The sequence below is a fragment of the Serratia sp. EC4 genome (assembly GCF_059652115.1).
Map to the genome: position 1 here is coordinate 1352829 of NZ_JBNIDE010000001.1, position 22873 is coordinate 1375701.

The 22873-nt window shown below is 60.3% G+C and carries 22 protein-coding genes; 9 read left to right on the forward strand and 13 right to left on the reverse strand.

Annotated elements, in window-relative coordinates; translation table 11 throughout:
• Nucleotides 1-57 precede the first annotated feature (57 nt).
• The 5 genes from cysZ (at nt 58) to crr (ending at nt 4960) form a co-directional block, all read left to right on the forward strand.
• Nucleotides 58-816 carry a sulfate transporter CysZ gene (gene cysZ / locus ACP39K_RS06375; protein ID WP_033639704.1) on the forward strand — a complete coding sequence of 253 codons (759 nt, stop codon included), beginning with the start codon at nt 58-60 and terminating at the stop codon, nt 814-816.
• 185 nt (nt 817-1001) lie between these two features.
• Nucleotides 1002-1970 carry a cysteine synthase A gene (gene cysK / locus ACP39K_RS06380; RefSeq protein ID WP_016926786.1) on the forward strand — a complete coding sequence of 323 codons (969 nt, stop codon included), beginning with the start codon at nt 1002-1004 and terminating at the stop codon, nt 1968-1970.
• Between the two features lie 399 nt (nt 1971-2369).
• On the forward strand, nt 2370-2627 hold the full coding sequence (gene ptsH, locus ACP39K_RS06385; protein ID WP_004936458.1) for a phosphocarrier protein Hpr: 258 nt from the start codon (nt 2370-2372) through the stop codon (nt 2625-2627).
• Between the two features lie 46 nt (nt 2628-2673).
• Nucleotides 2674-4401: a phosphoenolpyruvate-protein phosphotransferase PtsI gene (gene ptsI / locus ACP39K_RS06390; RefSeq protein ID WP_004936461.1), complete on the forward strand. Its 1728-nt coding sequence runs from the start codon at nt 2674-2676 to the stop codon at nt 4399-4401.
• Nucleotides 4402-4450: 49 nt separating this feature from the next.
• Nucleotides 4451-4960 (forward strand): PTS glucose transporter subunit IIA, encoded by a 510-nt coding sequence (gene crr, locus ACP39K_RS06395; protein ID WP_004936467.1) that lies wholly within the window; start codon nt 4451-4453, stop codon nt 4958-4960.
• Between the two features lie 299 nt (nt 4961-5259).
• Here crr and ACP39K_RS06400 read toward each other — a convergent pair whose 3' ends face one another.
• The 10 genes from ACP39K_RS06400 to ACP39K_RS06445 form a co-directional block, all read right to left on the reverse strand.
• Nucleotides 5260-6579, reverse strand: a complete 1320-nt coding sequence (locus ACP39K_RS06400; protein ID WP_033639703.1) for an ATP-binding protein — start codon at nt 6577-6579, stop codon at nt 5260-5262.
• Nucleotides 6580-6585: 6 nt separating this feature from the next.
• A complete protein-coding gene (locus tag ACP39K_RS06405; RefSeq protein ID WP_016926783.1) occupies nt 6586-7266 on the reverse strand; it encodes a response regulator transcription factor in 681 nt (226 codons plus the stop codon).
• A 252-nt stretch (nt 7267-7518) separates the two neighbouring features.
• Nucleotides 7519-8400, reverse strand: a complete 882-nt coding sequence (gene cysM, locus ACP39K_RS06410) for a cysteine synthase CysM (protein ID WP_497008369.1) — start codon at nt 8398-8400, stop codon at nt 7519-7521.
• Between the two features lie 82 nt (nt 8401-8482).
• Nucleotides 8483-9571 (reverse strand): sulfate/thiosulfate ABC transporter ATP-binding protein CysA, encoded by a 1089-nt coding sequence (gene cysA / locus ACP39K_RS06415; protein ID WP_025303786.1) that lies wholly within the window; start codon nt 9569-9571, stop codon nt 8483-8485.
• Nucleotides 9561-10436 carry a sulfate/thiosulfate ABC transporter permease CysW gene (gene cysW, locus ACP39K_RS06420; RefSeq protein ID WP_497008370.1) on the reverse strand — a complete coding sequence of 292 codons (876 nt, stop codon included), beginning with the start codon at nt 10434-10436 and terminating at the stop codon, nt 9561-9563. Before cysW ends, cysA begins: the two co-directional genes overlap by 11 nt.
• A complete protein-coding gene (cysT, locus tag ACP39K_RS06425) occupies nt 10436-11275 on the reverse strand; it encodes a sulfate/thiosulfate ABC transporter permease CysT (RefSeq protein WP_019453852.1) in 840 nt (279 codons plus the stop codon). The genes cysW and cysT overlap by 1 nt, the downstream gene beginning before the upstream one ends.
• On the reverse strand, nt 11276-12298 hold the full coding sequence (locus ACP39K_RS06430) for a sulfate ABC transporter substrate-binding protein (protein ID WP_497008371.1): 1023 nt from the start codon (nt 12296-12298) through the stop codon (nt 11276-11278). It lies immediately after the preceding gene.
• A 201-nt stretch (nt 12299-12499) separates the two neighbouring features.
• Entirely contained in the window at nt 12500-13399 is a 900-nt protein-coding gene (locus ACP39K_RS06435) for a Dyp-type peroxidase (protein WP_004936493.1), read from the reverse strand.
• A gap of 177 nt (nt 13400-13576) precedes the next feature.
• A complete protein-coding gene (locus ACP39K_RS06440) occupies nt 13577-14164 on the reverse strand; it encodes an RpoE-regulated lipoprotein (protein ID WP_004936494.1) in 588 nt (195 codons plus the stop codon).
• A gap of 156 nt (nt 14165-14320) precedes the next feature.
• Nucleotides 14321-14785, reverse strand: coding sequence for a DUF2919 domain-containing protein (locus tag ACP39K_RS06445; RefSeq protein WP_033639700.1), 465 nt, complete (start codon nt 14783-14785; stop codon nt 14321-14323).
• Nucleotides 14786-14959: 174 nt separating this feature from the next.
• Here ACP39K_RS06445 and ACP39K_RS06450 point away from each other — a divergent pair, with 174 nt between their 5' ends.
• Nucleotides 14960-15358 carry a YgiW/YdeI family stress tolerance OB fold protein gene (locus ACP39K_RS06450; RefSeq protein WP_019453857.1) on the forward strand — a complete coding sequence of 133 codons (399 nt, stop codon included), beginning with the start codon at nt 14960-14962 and terminating at the stop codon, nt 15356-15358.
• A gap of 41 nt (nt 15359-15399) precedes the next feature.
• Here the strand turns inward: ACP39K_RS06450 and ACP39K_RS06455 are convergent, their stop codons facing one another.
• Complete coding sequence (locus ACP39K_RS06455; RefSeq protein WP_004936504.1) at nt 15400-15825, reverse strand: GNAT family acetyltransferase; 426 nt, start codon at nt 15823-15825, stop codon at nt 15400-15402.
• Between the two features lie 205 nt (nt 15826-16030).
• On the opposite strand from ACP39K_RS06455, the gene amiA reads away from it, so the two are divergent.
• The 3 genes from amiA to ACP39K_RS06470 all read left to right on the forward strand — a co-directional run bounded on the left by amiA (nt 16031) and on the right by ACP39K_RS06470 (nt 18353).
• The gene (gene amiA / locus ACP39K_RS06460; RefSeq protein WP_016926775.1) at nt 16031-16912 is read left to right on the forward strand and encodes an N-acetylmuramoyl-L-alanine amidase AmiA; all 882 of its coding nucleotides are present in this window, start codon (nt 16031-16033) and stop codon (nt 16910-16912) included.
• 65 nt (nt 16913-16977) lie between these two features.
• Nucleotides 16978-17898 carry an oxygen-dependent coproporphyrinogen oxidase gene (gene hemF / locus ACP39K_RS06465; protein WP_016926774.1) on the forward strand — a complete coding sequence of 307 codons (921 nt, stop codon included), beginning with the start codon at nt 16978-16980 and terminating at the stop codon, nt 17896-17898.
• Nucleotides 17898-18353 (forward strand): YaiI/YqxD family protein, encoded by a 456-nt coding sequence (locus ACP39K_RS06470; protein ID WP_028127767.1) that lies wholly within the window; start codon nt 17898-17900, stop codon nt 18351-18353. The genes hemF and ACP39K_RS06470 overlap by 1 nt, the downstream gene beginning before the upstream one ends.
• Before the next feature lie 22 nt (nt 18354-18375).
• On the opposite strand, the gene ACP39K_RS06475 is transcribed toward ACP39K_RS06470, so the two are convergent.
• Entirely contained in the window at nt 18376-20616 is a 2241-nt protein-coding gene (locus tag ACP39K_RS06475) for a TonB-dependent receptor domain-containing protein (RefSeq protein ID WP_049190604.1), read from the reverse strand.
• Nucleotides 20617-20738: 122 nt separating this feature from the next.
• On the reverse strand, nt 20739-22865 hold the full coding sequence (locus tag ACP39K_RS06480) for a S9 family peptidase (RefSeq protein ID WP_161544939.1): 2127 nt from the start codon (nt 22863-22865) through the stop codon (nt 20739-20741).
• Nucleotides 22866-22873 lie beyond the last annotated feature (8 nt).

The following is a 22873-nucleotide window of genomic DNA, read 5'->3' on the forward strand; positions in this document are numbered from 1 at the left end:
GGAAAATCATCCCTATATGATAATGATGCCTGTTCAGACAACGAGATAACTTAAGATATGTCCTATACGCAGCCCCCTCCCCGATCGACCAGCGGCATTCACTATTTCGCCGAAGGCTGGCGCCTGATTTCACGCCCGGGGATTAAACGCTATGTGGTCCTGCCGTTGCTGGTCAACGTGCTGCTGATGGGTTCCGCTTTCTGGTGGCTGTTCAGCCGCCTCGGCGACTGGATCCCGGCGATGATGAGCCACGTTCCCGACTGGCTGCAATGGTTGAGCTACCTGCTGTGGCCGCTGGCGGTCATTTCGGTGCTGCTGGTGTTCAGCTATCTGTTCAGCACCATCACCAATCTGATCGCCGCGCCGTTCTGCGGCCTGCTGGCCGAGCAGCTCGAAGGCAGCCTGACCGGCAAACCGCTGCCGGACACCGGCCTGCTCGGCATCGCCAAAGATCTGCCGCGCATCATGGCGCGCGAATGGCGCAAACTGATGTATTACCTGCCGCGCGCGCTGCTGCTGCTGGCGCTGTACTTCGTGCCCGGCATCGGTCAGACGGTGGCGCCGGTGCTGTGGTTCCTGTTCAGCGCCTGGATGCTGGCGATCCAGTATTGCGACTACCCGTTCGACAACCACAAGGTGAGCTTTGCCGACATGCGCCGCGCTTTGCGCCAGCACAAAACCGACAACCTGCAGTTCGGCGCGCTGGTCAGCCTGTTCACCATGATCCCGATCCTCAACCTGGTGATCCTGCCGGTCGCCGTCTGCGGTGCCACCGCGATGTGGGTCGATCGCTACCGCTCGCAATTCGTCCGATAACCGCCGTTTTTTGCCGCCGACAGCGCGGAAATTTTCGACAGGGCGCGCATTTCGCGCCCTTATCATTGTGCTTAAAACTTATTTCCTAATAACATATAGATATACCAATTCTTTACTTCCCTGCCGGTACTGTTAGCGTATGCTTTCGATGTTCCCCACATTTTCATAGAGTTAAAGGACGGGCTATGAGCAAGATATATGAAGACAACTCATTAACAATCGGCCATACGCCGCTGGTTCGTCTGAACCGTATCGGCAACGGACGCATTCTGGCCAAGGTTGAATCACGCAACCCGAGCTTCAGCGTCAAATGCCGCATCGGTGCCAATATGATTTGGGATGCGGAACAACGCGGCGTGCTGACCGCCGGCAAGGAACTGGTGGAGCCGACCAGCGGCAACACCGGCATCGCGCTGGCCTTCGTCGCCGCCGCGCGCGGTTACAAGCTGACGCTAACCATGCCGGAAACCATGAGCATCGAGCGCCGCAAGCTGCTCAAGGCGCTGGGCGCCAATCTGGTGCTGACCGAAGGGGCGAAAGGCATGAAAGGCGCCATCGCCAAAGCGGAGGAGATCGTCGCCACCGATCCAAACCGCTACCTGATCCTGCAACAGTTCAGCAACCCGGCCAACCCGGCCATCCATGAAAAAACCACCGGCCCGGAAATCTGGGAAGACACCGATGGGGAAGTCGACGTGTTCATCTCCGGCGTCGGCACCGGCGGCACATTGACCGGCGTCAGCCGCTACATCAAGAACACCAAAGGCAAGGCCATCACCACCGTGGCGGTCGAGCCGACCGACTCGCCGGTCATCAGCCAGGCGCTGGCCGGTGAAGAGCTGAAACCGGGCCCGCACAAGATCCAGGGCATCGGCGCCGGCTTCATTCCAGGCAACCTCGATCTTGACCTGGTGGATCGCGTCGAAAAAATCTCCAACGACGAAGCCATCAGCATGGCGCGCCGCCTGATGGACGAAGAAGGCATCCTGGCAGGCATCTCCTCCGGCGCAGCGGTCGCAGCGGCGGTAAAACTGGCCGAAGAACCGGCGTTCGCCGACAAGACCATTGTGGTCATCCTGCCCTCTTCCGGCGAACGTTATCTCAGCACCGCGCTGTTCGCCGATCTGTTCACCGAGCAAGAATTGCAGCAGTAATTCCGCCACTGCACAAATCGCTAAAAAAGCACCCTGTGGGGTGCTTTTTTGTGGACTGGATCAAACTTTATAGCAGTCCAAGATTGCTTTTGCCCGTCGCCTTTAGTATTTAACGGTGCATTATTTCGATGCGCAAAATTAATCACTCTCCGAGCCTGGTCGAGGCTGAATCGATTTACTCATCTGTCGCCGATGCGGCGAATCGGGCATAATGGGGAGCGGATTGGAACGACGTCAAAAGCCGAGTTTTTTGATCTGAAGTGCCTAACGCGTCGTTTTCTGTTGCATCAACGTTCGCCCCTGTCCATAGTCAGGCGCTATAACCAGACAAGTTAAAGTCAGGCCCCTGGGCTAAACTTTAACTCCACAACATTAATCCAATAAGTTGGGGAAACATCAATGTTCCAGCAAGAAGTTACTATTACCGCTCCGAATGGTCTGCATACTCGCCCTGCCGCTCAGTTCGTTAAAGAAGCCAAAGGCTTCACGTCTGACATCACCGTGACCTCCAACGGCAAAAGCGCCAGCGCTAAAAGCCTGTTCAAACTGCAAACTCTGGGGCTGACTCAAGGGACCGTAGTGACCATCTCAGCTGAAGGTGAAGACGAGCAGAAAGCCGTTGAGCACTTGGTAAAACTGATGGCAGAGCTTGAGTAATCGGCCCGTCTTTTTAGTTAACACCAGTCAAGAGTAAGGTAGGGTTATGATTTCAGGCATTTTAGTATCACCGGGCATCGCTTTTGGTAAGGCTCTCTTGCTGAAAGAAGACGACATCGTCATCAACCGGAAGAAAATCTCTGCTGATCAAGTAGAGCAGGAAGTCTCGCGTTTTCTGGCCGGCCGCGCGAAAGCGTCCGAACAGCTGGAAGCGATCAAGACCAAAGCTGGCGAAACCTTCGGCGAAGAGAAGGAAGCTATCTTCGAAGGCCACATCATGTTGCTGGAAGACGAAGAGCTTGAGCAGGAAATCATAGCCCTAATCAAAGACGATCTGGCCTCCGCAGACGCCGCCGCCTACACCGTGATCGAAGGTCAGGCGAAAGCGCTGGAAGAGCTGGACGACGAATACCTGAAAGAACGCGCCGCCGACGTGCGCGACATCGGCAAACGTCTGCTGCAGAACATTCTGGGCATGCCGATCGTCGATCTGGGCTCCATTCAGGACGAAGTGATCCTGGTGGCCACCGATCTGACCCCGTCCGAGACCGCGCAGCTGAACCTGGACAAAGTGCTGGGCTTCATTACCGATCTCGGCGGCCGCACTTCCCACACCTCTATCATGGCGCGCTCCCTGGAGCTGCCGGCGATCGTCGGCACCAGCGACGTGACCAAGCAGGTGAAGAACGACGACTACCTGATTCTGGACGCGGTTAACAACCAGATTTACGTTAACCCGACCGCTGACGTTATCGATCAGCTGAAAGCCGCCCAGAACCAATACATCACCGAGAAAAACGATCTGGCCAAGCTGAAGGACCTGCCGGCGATTACGCTGGACGGCCATCAGGTTGAAGTCTGCGCCAACATCGGCACCGTGCGCGACGTCGCAGGTGCAGAGCGCAACGGCGCGGAAGGCGTCGGCCTGTATCGTACCGAATTCCTGTTCATGGATCGCGACTCGCTGCCAACCGAAGACGAGCAGTTCCAGGCTTATAAAGCCGTGGCCGAAGCCATGGGCTCGCAGGCCGTGATCGTCCGCACCATGGACATCGGCGGCGACAAAGACCTGCCGTACATGAACCTGCCGAAGGAAGAGAACCCGTTCCTCGGCTGGCGCGCCATCCGCATCGCGATGGACCGCCGTGAAATCCTGCACGCCCAGCTGCGCGCCATCCTGCGCGCCTCGGCGTTCGGCAAACTGCGCATCATGTTCCCGATGATCATCTCCGTGGAAGAAGTGCGCGATCTGAAAGGCGAAATCGAGACGCTGAAGGCGCAGCTGCGCGAAGAAGGCAAGGCGTTTGACGAGAGCATCGAAGTGGGCGTGATGGTGGAAACACCGGCTGCGGCGGTCATCGCTCACCACCTGGCGAAAGAAGTCGACTTCTTTAGTATTGGGACAAACGATCTAACCCAGTATACTCTGGCGGTAGATCGCGGCAACGAGCTGATTTCTCATCTCTATAACCCGATGTCCCCATCAGTGCTTGGCCTGATCAAACAGGTTATTGATGCATCTCACGCGGAAGGCAAGTGGACCGGCATGTGCGGCGAACTGGCTGGCGATGAGCGTGCTACACTGTTGTTATTGGGCATGGGGCTGGATGAGTTCAGCATGAGTGCGATTTCAATCCCGCGCATCAAGAAAATTATTCGTAACACGAATTTCGAAGATGTGAAGGCGTTGGCAGCGCAGGCCTTGGCACAGCCAACGGCACAAGACCTGATGAATTGCGTCAATAAATTCATCGAAGAAAAAACGCTCTGCTAAACTTCCACGACACTGGAACGCCGCCCAATTTAATGCTTAGGAGAAGATCATGGGTTTGTTCGATAAACTGAAATCTCTGGTTTCTGATGACAAGAAAGACACGGGCACTATCGAGATCGTCGCTCCCCTTTCTGGCGAAATCGTCAATATCGAAGATGTGCCGGACGTAGTGTTCGCTGAAAAAATCGTTGGCGACGGTATCGCCATCAAACCGGCCGGCAACAAAATGGTTGCTCCGGTTGACGGCACCATCGGCAAGATTTTCGAAACCAACCATGCATTCTCTATCGAATCCGACAGCGGCATTGAGCTGTTCGTCCACTTCGGCATCGATACCGTAGAACTGAAAGGCGAAGGCTTCAAACGCATCGCCGAAGAAGGCCAGCGCGTCAAGAAAGGCGACGTCGTTATCGAGTTCAACCTGCCACTGCTGGAAGAGAAAGCCAAGTCTACCCTGACGCCGGTCGTTATCTCCAACATGGACGAGATCAAAGAGCTGATCAAACTGTCGGGCAGCGTGACCGTTGGCGAAACCCCGATCATCCGCATCAAGAAGTAATCGCGGATGAGCAAGAAAAACGGCGCCCTCGGCGCCGTTTTTTTTATCCCCTTCGTCTTTCGAACCGCAGCGTTGTTGGCCGCACGTGCTCACCCCGGTCACTTACCGGAGTAAGCTCCCGGGGATTCCCCCGCTTGCCGCCTAGCTGCAATTCGAAATCCTTTGGGTATGCCGCGGATAATAGACGTTATCGGCGCAGGCAGTTTGAACATGGACAGCGCGCAACCTTCGGAGCGTACACGCAGTACGTGACGAAGGCGAGCACTGCCCTAGTTCAAAATGGCAAGTAAGATAGTCTATTATTGCCAGCGCGGGATACGCAGGGTAATGACCAGCCCCTCTTTGTCGCCGTTGCGCGCCTCAACCTGGCCACCGTGCGCCAACACCACCTTGCGGGTAATCGCCAGCCCCAGGCCGTAGCCCTTGCCCGACTGCGCCGACTTCACGCGCACGAACGGATCGAAGATGCTCGACAGCTTCGCCTCTTCGACCCCCGGCCCCTGATCGCTGACGGCGATCTGGAACTGGTTATCGACGCGCGACAGCGCCACCGTCACCCGCTGCCCGTGGCTGGAAAAGCGCAGCGCATTGCGCACGATGTTGTCCACCGCTCGCCGCATCAGCTCCGCATTGCCCTTGACGGTATACTCCACGTCCGATTCGGCCTGCAGCACGATATCCACGCCGGGCACCTGCGCCTCGTAGCGCGCATCGCTCACCACCGCGTCCACCAGGCCGTACAGATCGAAGTACTCCTCGTCCGGCAGGCTGCTGTGTTCGGTACGCGACAGCGCCAGCAGCTCGCCGATCATTTTGTCCAGCCGCCCCGACTCATGTTCGATGCGCTTGAGCGAGGTTTCGACGTTGCCGGCATTCTGTCGCGCCAGTCCGATCGCCAGCTGCAGGCGCGCCAGCGGTGAACGCAACTCGTGCGAGACGTCGTGCAACAGCTGCTCGCGGGCGCTGACCAACAGCTCCAGGCGTTCGGCCATGGTGTCGAAATCGCGCGCCACGTCGGACAGCTCGTCATGGCGGCGCCGCATCGTCGGAAACAGCCGCACCGAGAGATCGCCCTGCGCCACCCGATCCAGGCCGCCGCGCAGCTGACGCATCGGCCGGGTCAGGTTCCAGGCCAGCACGGCGCTGAACAGCAAACCGCCCAGCCCGCCGACCCACAGCATCGGCGCAGGAATGTTGAAGAAGTGGGAACGCCGCTCCGGCCGATACTCTTCCCGCAGCCCGCGCACGTCATAGCTCAGCCAGTAACCCTGCCCTTCCCCGGTCTGCACCCAGGCGGAAATCGCTTTCGGCATCCGCCGCCCTTCAAACACCGGTTCTTCCGGCGCAGGCGGCGGTTGGGTCATCGGCGTCACCGACAGCAGACGCCGATCGTCCTCCGGCCAGTCGCGCATCAAGGCTTCCAGCGCCGGCATGCCGCCACTGCGCAACTGGGTGGCGGCGGAGGTCAGCTGCAGGCCGATCGCCCGTCGCGCCATGGCGTTCTCCGGCGGCACATAGCGATCGCCATAAAGAGAAAACGCCACCCACAGCGCCTGCGTCATGATGAGAAAGGTCAGCCAAAAGCCGAGTAAAATTTTCCAGAACAGTCTTCCGCGCATGTCAGGTTACCGAATGCGATAGCCGATGCTGCGCACCGTCTCGATGCTGAGCTTACTGCCGGCCAGCGCGCTCAGCTTCTGGCGGATATTGCTGATATGCACGTCCACGCTGCGATCATAGGCCTCGCGCGGGCGCCCCAGCCCCTTCTCGGACAGTTCGTCCTTCGATACCACGCGATCCGGCGCGCGCAGCAACAGCTCCAACAGATTGAATTCCGAAGCGGTCAGATCAAACGCCTTACCGCGCCATTCGCTGCTGCGGGTTGAAGGGTTCAGCGTCAGCTCGCCGAAGCTGATGGCGGCCTCCTCGTCCGCCTCTTGCGGCCGCTCTTCGAAACGGCGCAGCACCGCGCGCAGACGCGCCACCAATTCGCGCGGGTAGCACGGTTTGGGCATGTAATCGTCAGCGCCCATCTCCAGGCCAATCACCCGATCGATGTTGTCGCCTTTGGCGGTCAGCATGATGATCGGCAGCCGGCTCTTTTTACGCACATCGCGCAGCACGTCGATGCCGCTCATGTCCGGCAGCATGATGTCGAGGATCATCGCGGTATAGTCGCCCGACAGCGCGCCCTCAACCCCCGCCTTGCCGGTCAGCACCAGCGTGGCGTCGAAACCTTCGCCCGTCAGGTATTCGCTCAGCATGGTGCCAAGCTCCAGGTCATCGTCGACCAGTAAAATTTTCATGCCTTGCTCCTTCACCGATTTTCGTTATTTTCCCGCCAATTCCGCCGGCCCGCAGCCGGTTTTACTCAATCCTTACACATCGCTCTTTGCGTCTCGCCACCGTTATTGTGGTCGCTGCCGCGCAATTTCTCTACTTCAGTCATGGCATTGGCGCACGAGCAAGCGGCAGCAACCACGCAAGCGGGGCTGCCGTCTGTCGGAAGGAAAGTGGGAAAGATTCTCCCGACGGAACACACCGCCGGGAAGGAGCGATCAGTCGAACACGCCGGTAGAGAGGTAACGGTCGCCGCGATCGCAGACGATCGCCACCACCACGCTGCCAGGATGGGCCGCCGCGATGCGCAAGGCGCCGGCTACGGCACCGCCGGAGCTGACGCCGCAGAAAATGCCTTCACGCTGCGCCAACTGGCGCATTGTTTGCTCGGCATCGCCCTGTTCGATATCCAACACCTGATCCACCAGCTCCGGGCGGAAAATCCCCGGCAGGTAAGCGGGCGACCAACGGCGAATGCCGGGGATGCTGCTGCCCTCCGCCGGCTGCAGGCCGACGATCTGCACCTGCGGATTCTGGCTCTTCAGGTAACCGCCCACGCCGGTAATGGTGCCGGTGGTGCCCATGCTGGAAACGAAGTGCGTGATGCGCCCTTCGGTCTGGCGCCAGATCTCCGGGCCGGTGGTGGTGAAGTGGGCATAGGGATTGTCGAAATTGTTAAACTGATCCAGCACCTTGCCCTGCCCCTGGCGCTGCATATCCAGCGCCAGATCGCGCGCCCCTTCCATCCCCTGCTCACGGCTGACCAGGATCAGTTCCGCACCGTAGGCGCGCATCGCCGCCTGCCGCTCCAGGCTCATGTTCTCCGGCATCAGCAGCTTCAGCGCATAGCCTTTCAATGCAGCGATCATCGCCAGTGCAATGCCGGTGTTGCCGCTGGTAGCCTCGATCAGCACGTCGCCGGGCTTGATCTCTCCGCGCAACTCCGCCTGCTGGATCATCGCCAACGCGGCGCGATCCTTCACCGATCCCGCCGGGTTATTGCCTTCCAGTTTGACCCATACCTCGCTGCCCGCCTGGGCGGCCAGCCGTTGCAGTTGTACCAGCGGGGTATTCCCGATGCATTGTTCGAGCGTTGTCACGATCTTTGCCTGTGTGTTGGTGTGCGTAAAGTAAAAAGGCAACCCCGGGGTTGCCTTAAAGAAAAGGACTGGCTAAAACCTATCAGGCGCTTTTGGCTAACGCAACAGGTTGCAGCAGTTGATCGCCGGCATACAGCCGCGCATTGAGGCTGCCGACGTAATAACGGCCGCCGCGCACCGGCGTGGCGTTGCCTTCCGGCAACACTATGCTTATCGGTTCCTGATGCCAGCCGATCGGCTGCACCGTCAGCTGCCAGAAATGGCCGCGCGGGCTGACTTCCAACACCTGAACCGGCAGTGGGCAGCGCTCGCTGCTCTCGGTCGCCACTTCCATTTCCCACGGGCGCAGGAACAGATCGACGCTGCCCTGGTGCATCGGCTGGAACGACAGCGGCCACTGGTGCGCGCCGACGAACAGCTGGGAGCCGCGAATTTCGCCGTTCAGACGGTTCACTTCCCCCATAAACTCCAGCACGAAACGGCTGGCCGGCTCGCGCATAATCTCCTCCGGCGAGCCAACCTGTTCAATATTGCCTTGGCTCATCACCACGATGCGGTCAGCCACTTCCATCGCCTCTTCCTGATCGTGGGTGACGAATACGCTGGTGAACTTCAGCTCTTCGTGCAGCTGGCGCAGCCAGCGACGCAGCTCTTTACGCACCTGCGCATCCAGCGCGCCAAACGGCTCGTCCAGCAGCAGAATTTGCGGTTCCACCGCCAGGGCGCGCGCCAGCGCCACGCGTTGTTTCTGGCCGCCGGACAGCTGCGACGGGTAGCGATTGGCCAAATGGCCAAGCTGCACCATGTCCAGCAACTGAGTGACTTTCTGTTTGATCGCCGCGGCGTTCGGCCGCTCGCGGCGCGGCAGTACGGTCAGGCCAAAGGCGATATTGTCGAACACCGTCATGTGGCGGAACAGCGCATAGTGCTGAAACACGAAGCCGACACGTCTGTCGCGCGCATGCATGTGGCTGACGTCGGTGCCGTGAAAACCCAGTTTGCCGCCACTCTGGCTCTCCAGCCCGGCGATGATGCGCAGCAGCGTGGTCTTGCCGGAACCGGATGGCCCAAGCAGCGCCACCATCTCGCCGGAAGCAATATCGAGCGAGATATCGTTCAATACCTTGGTGCGACCGAAGTACTTGTTGATGCCGTTAATCTCAATGCTCATGATTTTCCTCCCGCTCGAGACGCGCGTTTTGACGTTCCAGACGCCACTGCAGCGCGCTCTTCAAAAATAGGGTAACGATCGCCATCAGGGTCAACAGCGCGGCGGCGGTAAAGGAACCGACGGTGTTGTAATCCTGCTGCAACAGCTCGACCTGCAGCGGCAGGCTGTAGGTTTCGCCGCGAATCGAACCGGACACCACCGACACCGCGCCGAACTCGCCGATGGCGCGCGCGTTGGTCAGCACCACGCCGTACAGCAGCGCCCAGCGAATGTTGGGCAGCGTCACGCGGCGGAACATCTGCCAAACGGACGCCCCCAGCAGAATGGCGGCCTCATCTTCCTGGCTGCCCTGGCTGAGCATCATCGGCACCAGCTCGCGCACCACGAAAGGACAGGTGACGAAGATAGTCACCAGCACCATGCCCGGCCAGGAGAACATGATCTGGATGTTATGCGCATCCAGCCAGCCGCCCAGCAGGCCGTTGCTGCCGTAAAACAGCAGATAAATCAGCCCCGCCACCACCGGTGAGACGGCGAACGGGATATCGATCAGCGTCAGCAGCAGCTGGCGGCCGGGGAAGGTGAAACGCGTCACCAGCCACGCCAGCAACGTGCCGAACACCAGGTTAAACGGCACGGTAATCAGCGCGATCAAGACCGTCAGCCAAATGGCGTGCAGCATGTCCGGATCGAGCAAATTGCTCCACATCGCGCCGAATCCTTTGGAAAAGGCCTCGGCGAAAATCGACATCATCGGCACCACCAGCAGCAGCACCGAGAACAGCGTACCGATGGCGATCAGCGTCCACTTGCCCCAGTTGACGCGCGGGCGCTCGGCGCCGTTGAAGGCGGAAACATCAGCCATCAGTGCCCTCCTCCCAAACGTCTGCCAAAGCGGCTTTGCAAGACGTTAATGCTGAACAGCAGCAACAGCGACGCCGCCAGGATCACCGAGGCGATGGCGCTGGCCGCCGGGTAATCGAACTCCTGCAAACGCACAAAAATCATCAGCGAAGTCACTTCCGTCTTCCAGGCGATATTGCCGGCGATGAAAATCACCGCGCCGAACTCGCCCAGACTGCGGGTAAAGGAAATGGCGGTGCCGGCCAGCAGCGCCGGCGCCACCTCAGGCAGCACCACGCGGCGAAAGCTCTGCCAACGCGTGGCGCCCAGCGTCTCGGCCGCCTCTTCGTATTCCGGCCCCAGCTCTTCCAGCACCGGCTGCACGGTGCGCACCACAAACGGCAGGCTGGTGAACGCCATCGCCACCGCGATCCCAAGCCAGGTGAAGGTGACCTTGATGTCAAAGTGCGCCAGCCACTGGCCGTACCAGCCGGTGGTGGAAAACAGCCCCGCCAGCGTCAGGCCGGCCACCGCCGTCGGCAGCGCGAACGGCAAATCGATCAGACCGTCCAGCAGCGAACGGCCGGGAAAGCGATAACGCGTCAGGATCCAGGCCATCAGCATGCCGAACACCGCGTTGAACAGGCTGGCGACGCCGGCCGCCAGCAGCGTCACTTTATACGCCGCCACCACCTGCGGGTTGGAAATCACTTCCCAGTACTGCGCCAGGCTCATCTGCGCCAACTGCATCACCAGCGCGGTGAGCGGCAGCAGCAGGATCAAACAGGTATAAAACAGGCTGCTGCCGAGGCTGAGGCCAAATCCGGGCAGCACCCGCTTACTGGACGACAACGCCAACATTTACTTGCGCCCTGCCGCTAACAGCTGATCCAGCTCGCCGCCGGTGGCGAAGTGGGTTTTCATCACCTGCGGCCAGCCGCCGAACTGGTCTTCCACCCGGAACAGTTGGGTGTCCGGGAATTGCCCCTTCGCGGCAGCCATCGCTTTCTGGTCATAGACGCGGTAGTAGAAGCTGGTGATCACCTGCTGCGCCGCCGGGCTGTAGAGATAGTTCAGATAGGCTTTGGCCGCCTGTTCGGTGCCGTTGCGCTCGACGTTTTTGTCAACCCAGGCCACCGGGAACTCCGCCAGAATATCGACCGGCGGCACGATCACTTCGTACTTGTCTTCACCGTATTGCTTGCGGATATTGTTCACTTCGGACTCGAAGCTGATCAGCACGTCGCCCAAACCGCGCTCGACGAAGGTGGTGGTCGCGCCGCGGCCGCCGGTATCGAACACCAGCACGTTTTTCAGGAAGCGGGTCATAAAGGCGCGGGTCTTGGCCGCATCGTTGCCGTCAGCCTGGCTGGCGGCGCCCCAGGCGGCCAGATAGGTGTAACGGCCGTTGCCGGAGGTTTTCGGGTTCGGGAACACCAGTTTCACGTCTTCGCGCACCAGATCGTTCCAGGTGTGGATACCCTTCGGGTTGTCCTTGCGCACCAGAAACGCCATGGTGGAATAGAACGGCGAGCTGTTGTTCGGCAGGCGCGCCTGCCAGTCCGCCGGGATCAACTGCCCGCGATCGTGCAGGATCTGCACGTCGGTGACCTGGTTGTACGTCACCACGTCGGCCCGCAGGCCCTGCAGGATCGCCAGCGCCTGCTTCGACGAGCCGGCGTGCGATTGTTTGATGGTCAACTTGTCGTTCGGATGCTGTTGATTCCACTGCTGTTCAAAGCCGGGATTCAGCGCGACGAACAATTCACGGGAAACGTCATAAGAGCTGTTCAGCATTTCCGCCGCCGATGCGGCGCCGCTCGCCAACAGCGCAGCCGCCAGCCAACCTTTCAGCACGAGATTTTTAACCCGGTTTTGTTTCATTCTGCACCTTATCACTGAGTCATTCCTTCAGGCTTTCGCCTTATTGACGACCAGTGTATTTATAACTCGGTGCGGAGCTGTAACGCTTTTATATACCGTTTAGTGATTTACAAGCATCAAACGCTATAAGGCAGGGAATGCGAGGCGTTTTCGGGACGGGAAAACGGACCGAAGCCGGACGCGCCGGCTTCGGCGACGGCGTCAAAGTGACAGCAGGCGCGTCAGCGATGGCGCAAAGTAGTAGCTGCCGGTCACTGCACGGCTGAAGCGCAACATCGCGTCACGTTTGCCGTCCAAATCGCCGAACATGCTCAGCAGTTGCTGCTCGATATTGTGCAAGCGCGCGCAATAGGCGATGAAGAACAGGCCGTGCTTGCCGCTGGCGGTGCCGTAAGGCAGGCTCTGGCGCAGAATTTTCAGGCCCTTGCCGTTCTCTTTCAAATCGACGCGGCTGACATGGGAGGTATCCGGGCGCTGATCCGCAGGCAGTTCTTCGCTGTCGTGCTTGGTGCGGCCGATGATCTGCTCCTGCTGCTCGGTGGTAAAGCGCTGCCACTGGCGCAGGTTGTGCTCGTAACGTTGCACCAGCACGTAGCTGCCGCCTGCGTCCTCTTCGCCTTCGGCGATCGTCGCCACTGCCGGGCGCTGATCGCCCTGCGGGTTTTCGGTGCCGTCGATGAAGCCGCTCAGATCGCGCTCTTCCACCCAACGGAAACCGTGGGTTTCTTCTTCAATCTTGATGACGTTGCCGAACGCCGCCAGCGCGGCCTGCGCCAGCGTGAAATTGACGTCGTGACGCAGCGACTGGATGTGGATCAGCATATCGCGCTGGGTGGCCGGCGCCAGCCCTTTGCCGAGCGGCGTGAACGGCTTCAACTCTTTCGCGCCCTGGCCGCTGGAGAGATCGTGCCAGACGTCGTAACCGAAAGCGATCACCGCGCCGAGGCGCGCATCGGGGAACTGCTGCTGCAGCTCGCTCAGGGTCTGACAAAACTGCTTGCAGCCCTGGCGCAAGTCGGCGAATTCGCCCTGTACGCTGGCTTCCATAAAAATGGCGAAACGGCAGTGCTCCAGCAGAATACCGCTCTGAACCTGTGTCATGTTGTTATCCTCAATACCAAAACCAGGCAACAGGTATGGCGGTTGACGCGCGGGTTCCCTGTTACAAACGCGCGCTATCATACCGCAAGCGCGGGCGATTGCCTTGCAGCAGCGCAAAGAAAATAGGGGTAATGGCTTGAAAAGGCAGGCGCCGCGAACCGGCGCCCGTTGAACGCATTACTGCTGCGGCTTGGCGTGCCAGATGATTTTGCTGACCGTCCAGCTTTTCAGGGTGTCGTCCGGCGGAATGATATCCTGCGCCCCGGCCCACTTGCCGCTGAAGATGTAGGTGACGTACTTGCTCTGCTCCGCCACGCACTCCACTTTACCGGCGTCTTCGCCGCTGCCCGGCTTACAAGAGCCGAACGCCTTGCTGTACATATCGCCGAACGGCGTGCCGAGCTTGTTGCCCCACTCCGTCGCCACTTTCGGATCCAGCACGTCCACGCGCTGCAGGCGCCCTTTCGGTTCGCCGGTGATCACCAGTTTCACTTCGTCGCCGGACAGCGCCTGGTAATAAGAGACGATCTGGCCGTTGTTGGTCGCCATGCCGCCGCGCAGGCGGTAGTTGCCGTCCAGCCCGTCATTAATGGCGCTTTCCGACATCGGCGTGCCGGCATTGAGCTTGCCGACGCCCTTGGCGCCGACCTCCAGGCTGCTGCCGAACCAGTTGAACGGCGACAGGCTGGACCAAGAGAAATTGGACATGCTCGAACAGCCGGTCAGTAACAGCGGAAGCCCTAACAACAGGGGGCGAATATTCATCTCTAGCTCCTTAAACATCAATGGCACGGGGCGGTAACCCGCCCCTGCCGCACTCGGCGTTTTGCTGCATGCCAGCCTCTCACAACGGCCCGCACTACGCCAACGGTTGCCAGCTTGGAGTGCGGAAAATGCGAAAAGTGCCGCACTTCTCGGCAATTAGTCGGCGCGCCCCGCCGGCGCGAAACAGGCTTTCAGACGCGCATTCAGCAACAGATAGCTCAGCGCCAGCGCGTCGAGTAACGCCAACGCCAGCTCCAGCCCCGGCGCATCGCCGTCCTGGCGCCACAGGCTGAACAGCGAGCCGCCGAGCGACGCCAGCAGCGAGACAGCCAGCCCCCAGCGCCAACCGCGCCACAGCCGCGGCCATTGGTGGCGACGGCCGCTCAGCAAAAACGCCAGCGCCGCCGGCAGACCGAGCAGCATGCCGTACCAAAAGCGTTGGGTATCCGGATAAAACAGCGCCAGCAAGCTTTCGCCCTGCTCACGCGAAACGCCGGCCATCACGAACAATAGCCAAGTGCGCGCCTGCAAAATCAGCACGGCCCAAAATCCCAGCGGCAGCCGCAGCGCGCCGTGCTGGTCGTAATCATCCGGGGAAAACCGGGGTGAGAATGGCTTCAACGATCGTTCCTTGCCAACAGAATAAAGACTATGGCTACAGATGGGCGCCGGCGATGGGAATTTCAATGCGTCGGCTTAAGAAGCTCTTAAGATCGGCGTGTTTTAATCCTTATCACTAAGCAAGCCCCCGATATCAGCGGGATGTGATTTTCAATAACGATAAGGAAGCGCAACATGAAAAAACTGACTCTGGCCGCTCTGATCGCGCTGTGCAGCGCACCGGTACTGGCGCAACAAGGCGGGTTCCTCGATCCGGCCGCGCCGCAGGCGCAAACGCAACCCGCTCCGCAGGGCGGTTTCTCCGGCCCCAGCGCGGCGCTGACCACCGTGGACAAGGTGAAATCGCTGAGCGACGACACCTGGGTGATGCTGCAGGGCAACATCGAGCAGCGCATCGGCGACGAAACCTATACCTTCCGCGACGCCACCGGCACCCTGACGGTCGATATCGATCGCAAACGCTGGAACGGCCAGACCGTTACGCCGAAAGACAAGGTGCAGTTGGAAGGGAAAGTGGATAAAGACTGGAACAGCCTCGAAGTGGACGTGAAAACCGTCAAAAAGCTGCCGTAATGCGATGCGGCGGGCGGGCTATACCGCCGTCCGCCGCTCGATCAATATTCCTGATCTTCGATCAGCCGCTTGCCCAGGCTGGTGATGCCCTGGATTTCGTAGCCGAGCTTCTCGTACATCTCAACCACCGTGTCGTTGTCTTCGCGCACCATAATCTGGATCTTCGGGCAGCCGCGGGCGATCAGCTTCTTCTCCAGACGGTTGATCAACGCATTGGCGATGCCGCGCCCGCGATAGTCGGGATGCACCCCGAGGTAATACGCCGAGCCGCGGTGGCCGTCATAGCCGCCCATCACCGAACCGACCACTTCGCCGCCGACTTCCGCCACCAGGAACAGCTCCGGATCGTGGTTCAGCTTGCGCTCGATGTCCATTTCCGGATCGTTCCAGGGCCGCAGCAGATCGCAGCGCTCCCACAGGGTAATGACTTCTTCAAAGTCGTCTTGTCGAAATACGCGAATTTCCATCGATGTTGGCCGCTGTTAATTAAGGTGTTTATCTGATTATCGCGTGATTATTCACTTACGCAATATCAAACTGCGATTTAGCGCGCTATTTTGCCCGGAAATCGCCGGTAACAGGCGTAATAAATGGAAATAGTTATCGGGTCGATTAATGATTATCAATACGATATAACGTCGCAAAATAGAAACGTCGACGGAGCGTTGCGTAATGAAAAAGCAGGGTAAACAATTCCTCAATTTTAAGCCGCTTGCCGTTTCCCCGACGCGACGCCAACTGTTGCTTTCCGGCCTGGCGGTGGCGCTGTTCGGCGTGAAAAGCCACAGCGCCAAGGCGGAAGGCCTGCTGCGCAATCAGCACAGCAAACCGGCGGCGAAACCGGCCGGCGGCAAAAAGCGGGTGATGATCGATCCCGGCCACGGCGGCATCGACTCCGGCGCGGTCGGCCACGAAGGCTCGCAGGAAAAACACATCGTGCTGGAAATCGCCAACCACGTGCGCCGTTTCCTGCATGAGCACGATCACGTCGAGGCGCGCCTGACGCGCGAAGAAGATGAGTTCATTCCGCTGTTCCAGCGGGTCGAGATCGCCCACCAGCACCAGGCCGACCTGTTCATTTCGATTCACGCCGACGGCTTTACCAGCCCGTCGGCCTCCGGCGCTTCGGTGTTCGCCCTCTCCAACCGCGGCGCCAGCAGCGCCATGGCGCGCTACCTGTCCAACCGTGAAAACGCCGCCGACGACGTGGCGGGCGGCAAGTACAAGGATCAGGACAACTACCTGCAGCAGGTGTTGTTCGATCTGGTGCAAACCGACACCATCAACAACAGCCTGACGCTCGGCCGCCACGTGCTCGGTCAAATTCGCCCGGTGCACCATCTGCACAGCGACAGCACCGAACAGGCGGCGTTCGCGGTGCTGAAATCCCCGTCCATCCCCTCGGTGCTGGTGGAAACCTCGTTCATCACCAACCCGAATGAAGAGCGGCTGCTGGGCACCACCGCGTTTCGCGAGAAAATCGCCCGCGCCATCGCGGACGGCATCGTCAACTTCTTCGACTATTTCGACGCACACCAACGCAAACCCCGCTGATGCCGCGGGCGGCGAATAAGAGTATACTCAGCGCCTTGTTCAGCCAGACGCTATAAAGACCCCGCATGAGTTTACCTAACATCGCTGAAGTAAAATCCTTCCTGCTGGCGCTGCAGGATCACATCTGCGCGCAGCTCGCCCAGGCCGACGGCGGCGCCGTGTTCACCGAAGACCAATGGACGCGTGAAGAAGGCGGCGGTGGCCGCAGCCGCGTGCTGACCAACGGCGCGGTGTTCGAACAGGCAGGTGTCAACTTCTCGCACGTCTCCGGCGCCACCCTGCCGGCCTCGGCGACCGCGCACCGTCCGGAACTGGCCGGACGCAGCTTCCAGGCAATGGGCGTCTCATTGGTTATCCACCCGCTCAGCCCCTACGTGCCCACCAGCCACGCCAACGTGCGCTTCTTCATCGCCGAAAAACCGGGCGAAGCGCCGGTGTGGTGGTTCGGCGGCGGTTTTGACCTGACGCCGTTCTACGGTTTCGCAGAGGATGCCGTGCACTGGCACCGCACCGCGGCCGAGCTGTGCGCGCCGTTCGGTGACGAGGTCTACCCGAAATACAAGCAATGGTGCGACGATTACTTCTTCATCAAGCATCGCAACGAAGCGCGCGGCATCGGCGGCCTGTTCTATGACGATCTGAACACCCCGGATTTCGACCATTGTTTCGCCTTCACCCGCGCGGTGGGCCAGGGCTTCCTCGACGCTTATCTGCCGATCGTCGAAAAACGCAAGGCCTTGACCTGGGGCGAGCGCGAGCGCCAGTTCCAGCTGTATCGCCGCGGCCGCTATGTGGAGTTCAACCTGGTGTGGGATCGCGGCACGCTGTTCGGGCTGCAAACCGGCGGGCGCACCGAGTCCATCCTGATGTCGATGCCGCCGCTGGTGCGTTGGGAATATAACTACCAGCCGGAGGCCGACAGCCCGGAAGCGGCGCTGGCGCGCGATTTCCTGCCGGTGCGCGACTGGCTGCAGGAGTCGAAATGATGCAGATTTGGGTCGATGCGGACGCCTGTCCGAACGTGATCAAAGAGGTGCTGTTCCGCGCCGCCGATCGCACCGCCATCACCGTCACGCTGGTGGCGAACCAGCCATTGCGCACGCCGCCGTCGAAGCACATCCGTTCGCTGCAGGTGGCGGCCGGCTTCGACGTGGCCGATAACGAGATCGTGCGCCGCTGCGAAGCGGGCGATCTGGTGATCACCGCCGACATCCCGCTGGCGGCGGAGGTGATCGAGAAAGGTGCGGTGGCGCTGAACCCGCGCGGCGAACGCTACACGCCGGACACCATCCGCGAGCGCCTCAACATGCGCGATTTTATGGATACCCTGCGCGCCAGCGGCATTCAGACCGGCGGCCCGAACGCCCTGAACCAGCGCGACCGCCAGCAGTTCGCCAACGAGCTGGACAAATGGCTGCTGCAAGCGAAACGGGCGCAGTGACTGCGCCCTGCTCTGCTGCGGTTTAGAAGCGCAACTCCCCCCCGAAGATATAAGTCCGCCCACGGGCGGTGTTGGTCGGCGTGAAATCTTGTGACTGCGAAGGCAGCGAATTCATCTTGTTCAGCGCGTCCGAGTAGTCCTTGTCCATCAGGTTTTGCACGCTGAGCTTCAGCAGCAGATTGCGATTCACCTGATAGGTGCCGTACAGATCGATAATGGTCGGAATATGCGGCGCCGGCTCCTTCATCAACTGTTCGTTTTCATCGAGAGTGGAATCAGGCGACAGGCGCACCGACTTGCCGGTGTATTTCACCACCCCGCCCAGCGTCAATGTCTCGTCCAGCAGGCGCACCCCGCTGTCCAGCGTGAAGTAGAATTCCGGCAGTTCGCTGACATCACCCGCGCCGAACACGTTGCTGGCCTGGTTGGTCGGCTGGGAAGTATGCTCCTTGCTTAACGACAGTTTGGTAAACGCGAAACCGGCGTCGTACAGCGCTTCGATCTCCACACCGCGCATTTTGACCGGTTCGGGGGCGTTGCTGTACATGGTCATGCTGACGTTGACGTCCGCGTTATCCCACTCTTCCTGCGTCGCCTGCGAACGGTTGCACTTCTGGCGGTCTTTACACACCAGGTAGGTTTGGCTGGAGATGTAGTTTTTGATCCTGGTTTCGAAATAGACCGCTTTCAGTTGGAAGCTGTCCTGCTTGAACAACAGATCGTGGGCATTGGCGTTGAACCCGCCCTGCCAGGTCTCCGCTTTTTCGCCCTTGAGGAACGGGTTCATCGACTGGCCGCCGCTGTTGGCGAAGAACACCTCCTGGATATTCGGCCCGCGCATCGACTTGCTGTAGCTGACGAACGGCTGCAGCCACGGCGTCACCTGCGCCGACAGCATGACCGACGGGTTGAAGCCGTGTTCGTTACGGTTGATATTGCCGGCGCCTTGCGGGAAGCACTCTACGCGCTCGTCACAGGCCGGCTTATAGCCGGAGAGGCGATAGGCGGTGTAGTTCAGATCGAAATTCCCCTGCCAGATGCCGTAGTTGGCCTGCAGGCCGCTGTACAGGCTGGAGATATCCTGCTTGCCCGACATTCCCACCGGCATGCTTTCCGCCTGATTGTCATCCGTCACCAAACCGGAGGCCTTTTTCTTATACTCGTTGCGCACCAGCTTGCCGCCGTAGCTGAACGCGAAATCGACGTCCTGCAGGCTGAAACGGCTGGTGTTGTTGATATCCAGCGCATCGGAGATGTTTTTCGCCGTGCTGTCGCTGAATCCCGCCATGTTGTCGGACATGAACTTCTGCTCGCCGCGGCTGGTGCTGGCGGTCAGGTTGAAATCGATCAGTTCGGAGAACGGCGCGTAGTGGTATTTAAGGTAGAAATCGTCGCTGTCGATGTGGCGGCGGGTGATTTTATTCTGGTAGCTGCGCGCCGACAGTTCGATGCTGTTGAAGGCATCCGGCTTGATGTCCACCTTGAACAGCTGGGATTTCGGGTTCTGGCGGTAGGTTTTATCGACGTTGAACATCTCGCTGTCGAAACCGGCGCCGTTTTTGTAGTTGGAGGTGATGGAGCTGCCGCTGATCGCCGCCATCGCCCCCAGACTGCCGCCGTCGGCAAAAGCGGCGGTTTTGGCGCCCACGGCGATCATGCCGCTGCGGCCAATGCCGTTATTGCCCACCGAGAATTTGGTGCGCACGCCGAACGGGTTATCGGAAAACACCACATCGTCCACGCCGATGGTGCGGAAGTTGGCGCTGCCCGCCAGGGCGTTCACCCCGTCGGAACCGGTGGCGTTGCCGCGCGCCACGTCGACGCCGACGATAAAGTTAGGATCGATCAGCGCCCCGAACTGGCTGGTGGGCAATCCCCCGTGCGCCGCGTCGCTCGGCGAGTTGCCGTAGTAGTTTTGCGTGATGCCGTCGACCATGGTGTTGACCCGGCCAAAGCCGCTCAGGCCGCGAATATTGACGCTGACCGATCCCTGGCCGGGATCGATCTGGGTATAGGTGCCCGGCATGCTGCGCAGAATGCTGTCCACCGACTCCAGATTTTTGTTTTCGTCGCGCGAGCTGAACGCGCCCGGCCTGGCCAACGCCTCTTTTTCGCTGCTCTTGCCGCCGTCGGCGGCCGAGACGTTGAGCGGGCTGAACGCCACGCTGCCTTTATTATTTTCCGCCTGTTCCTGCGCGGCCGCAGCCGGCCCGTACAGCGCCAGTCCCGCGCCGATCAGGCTCGCTATCATTTTGATTTTCATATATCCCCAGAAATAGCCAATAAGGTTTGATGGCCGACAATGCCCAGCAAAAAGTCCGCCGAAACGCGCGGTAAAAGATTGTTATTGTTTTATTGCGCCGCAGCGTGCCGCGGCGCTGAAGGTTATTTCTGCGCCTGCCGATCCGCCGCCAGAATAAAGGCGTACTCCAGCGCGCCGTTTTCCAGCCGCGCCAGGCGGCCCGATTTGCCGCCGTGGCCGGCGGTCATGTCGGTGGAGAGCAGCAGCAGCGAATCGCCCTGTTTGAAACGCCGCAGCTTCGCCACCCATTTGGCCGGCTCCCAATACTGCACCTGCGAGTCGTACAAACCGCTGGTGACCAGCAGGTTCGGATAATGCTGCCTGCGCACGTTGTCGTACGGGCTGTAGGATTTCATCAGCGCATAGGCGGCCGGCTGGTGCGGGTTGCCCCACTCCTCGTATTCGCCGGTGGTCAGCGGAATGCTGTCGTCCAGCATGGTGGTCACCACGTCGACGAACGGCACCTGCGCCACCACCGCGTTGTACAGCTGCGGCGCCTGATTGATCACCGCCCCCATCAGCAAGCCGCCGGCGCTGCCGCCCATGGCGTAGATGCGCCCCGGCTGGCCATAGCCGTCGTTGATCAGCGCTTGGGTGGCGTCGATGAAATCGTTGAAGCTGTTCGGTTTGTGCGTCAGTTTGCCCTGTTTGTACCAGCGCTGCCCTAGCTCGCCGCCGCCGCGCACGTGGATCAGCGCATAGACGAAGCCGCGGTCCAGCAGGCTGATGCGGTTGGCGCTGAACGCCGGATCCATGCTCATGCCGTAAGCGCCATAGCCATACACCAGCAGCGGGTTATGCCCGTTTTTGAACAGCGATGTGCGGTACACCAGCGAGACCGGCACCTTCACGCCGTCGCGCGCCGCGATCCAAATGCGTTCGCTGTGATACAGGCTGGGATCGACGCCTTTCACTTCCTGTTGCTTGAGCAGGGTGCGCTCGCCCTTGTTCAGATCCCACTCATAGGTGCGGGTCGGCGTGGTCATCGCCGAATAACCGTAGCGCAACCGATCGCTGTCCGGCTCCGGGTTATAGCCCAGCCAGGCCATGTAGCTGGCGTCGTCGAACGGGATGGCGCGCTCGGTTTTACCGTCCCAGCTGATTTGCCGCAGCTGCACCAGCCCGTTGGCGCGTTCCTGCACCACCAGCCAGTCGCGGAACAGGCTGAAGCTTTCCACCTCGTGCTGCGCCTGCGGCGCAATCAGCGTCTGCCAGGGTTTGCCCGCCGCCGCCGTGCGGTACAGGCCGAAGTTCGGATCCTGATGGTTGGAACGCAAATAGAACTCGCCGCGGTAGTGATCGAGATAATACTCGCGGCCGTTCTGCCGGGCGGCGAACAGCTGCGGCTCGCGCTGCGGCTGGCTGGCGTCGATCAGGCGCACTTCGGAGGTGGTGTTGCCGCTGATGGTGAGTATCAGGTAGTCACGCGAAGAAGAACGGCTGAGGCTGAGGTAGAACGCCGGATCGTTTTCCTGATACACCAGTTTATCTTCCGCCGGCGGCGTGCCGTACTGATGACGGTAGACCTGATACGGCAGCAGCGTTTGCGGGTGGTTGCGCACGTAGAACAGGGTTTGGTTGTCGTTGGCCCACACCATGTTGCCGGAGGTGTTTTCCAGCGTTTCCGGCGACCAGCGTTCGCTGCCTAACTCGCGCAGGGAGATGCGGTATTGGCGGCGGCCCTGCAGATCTTCGGCCACCGCCAGACGGCGGTTGTCCCGGCTAACGTCCATCGCCCCCAGGCGATAATAGGCATGGCCGGCCGCGCGCTGATTGGCGTCCAGCAAGGTTTGCCATGGCGCGTCGGCGGTGAGCGCCTGGCGTTGATACCGCGCGAAATCTTTACCGGCGGCGTAGCTTTCCTGATAGCGATAGCCGTTGAGCTGATACGGCACCGAACGATCGTCAGGGTTCATGCGGCCCAGCATCTCCTGATACAGCGTGGCGCGCAGCTTCTGGTACGGCGCCATCATCTGCTCGGTGTAGCGGTTCTCCGCCTTCAGGTAGTCCAGCACCTTCGGCTCTGTTCGGCTGTCGTCGCGCAGCCAGTAGTAATCGTCGGTGCGCGTCTCGCCATGCGCCGTCAGCGCTTTCGGCGCGCGTTCCGCCAACGGCGGCTGCGGTTGCGCCAGCGCGGCGCCGGCGAGGCCTAAAGAAAGCCAGAGCGCGGCCGCGATGCGACGGCGCGGGGTGAATAACAGCGGATTCATAATCCCTC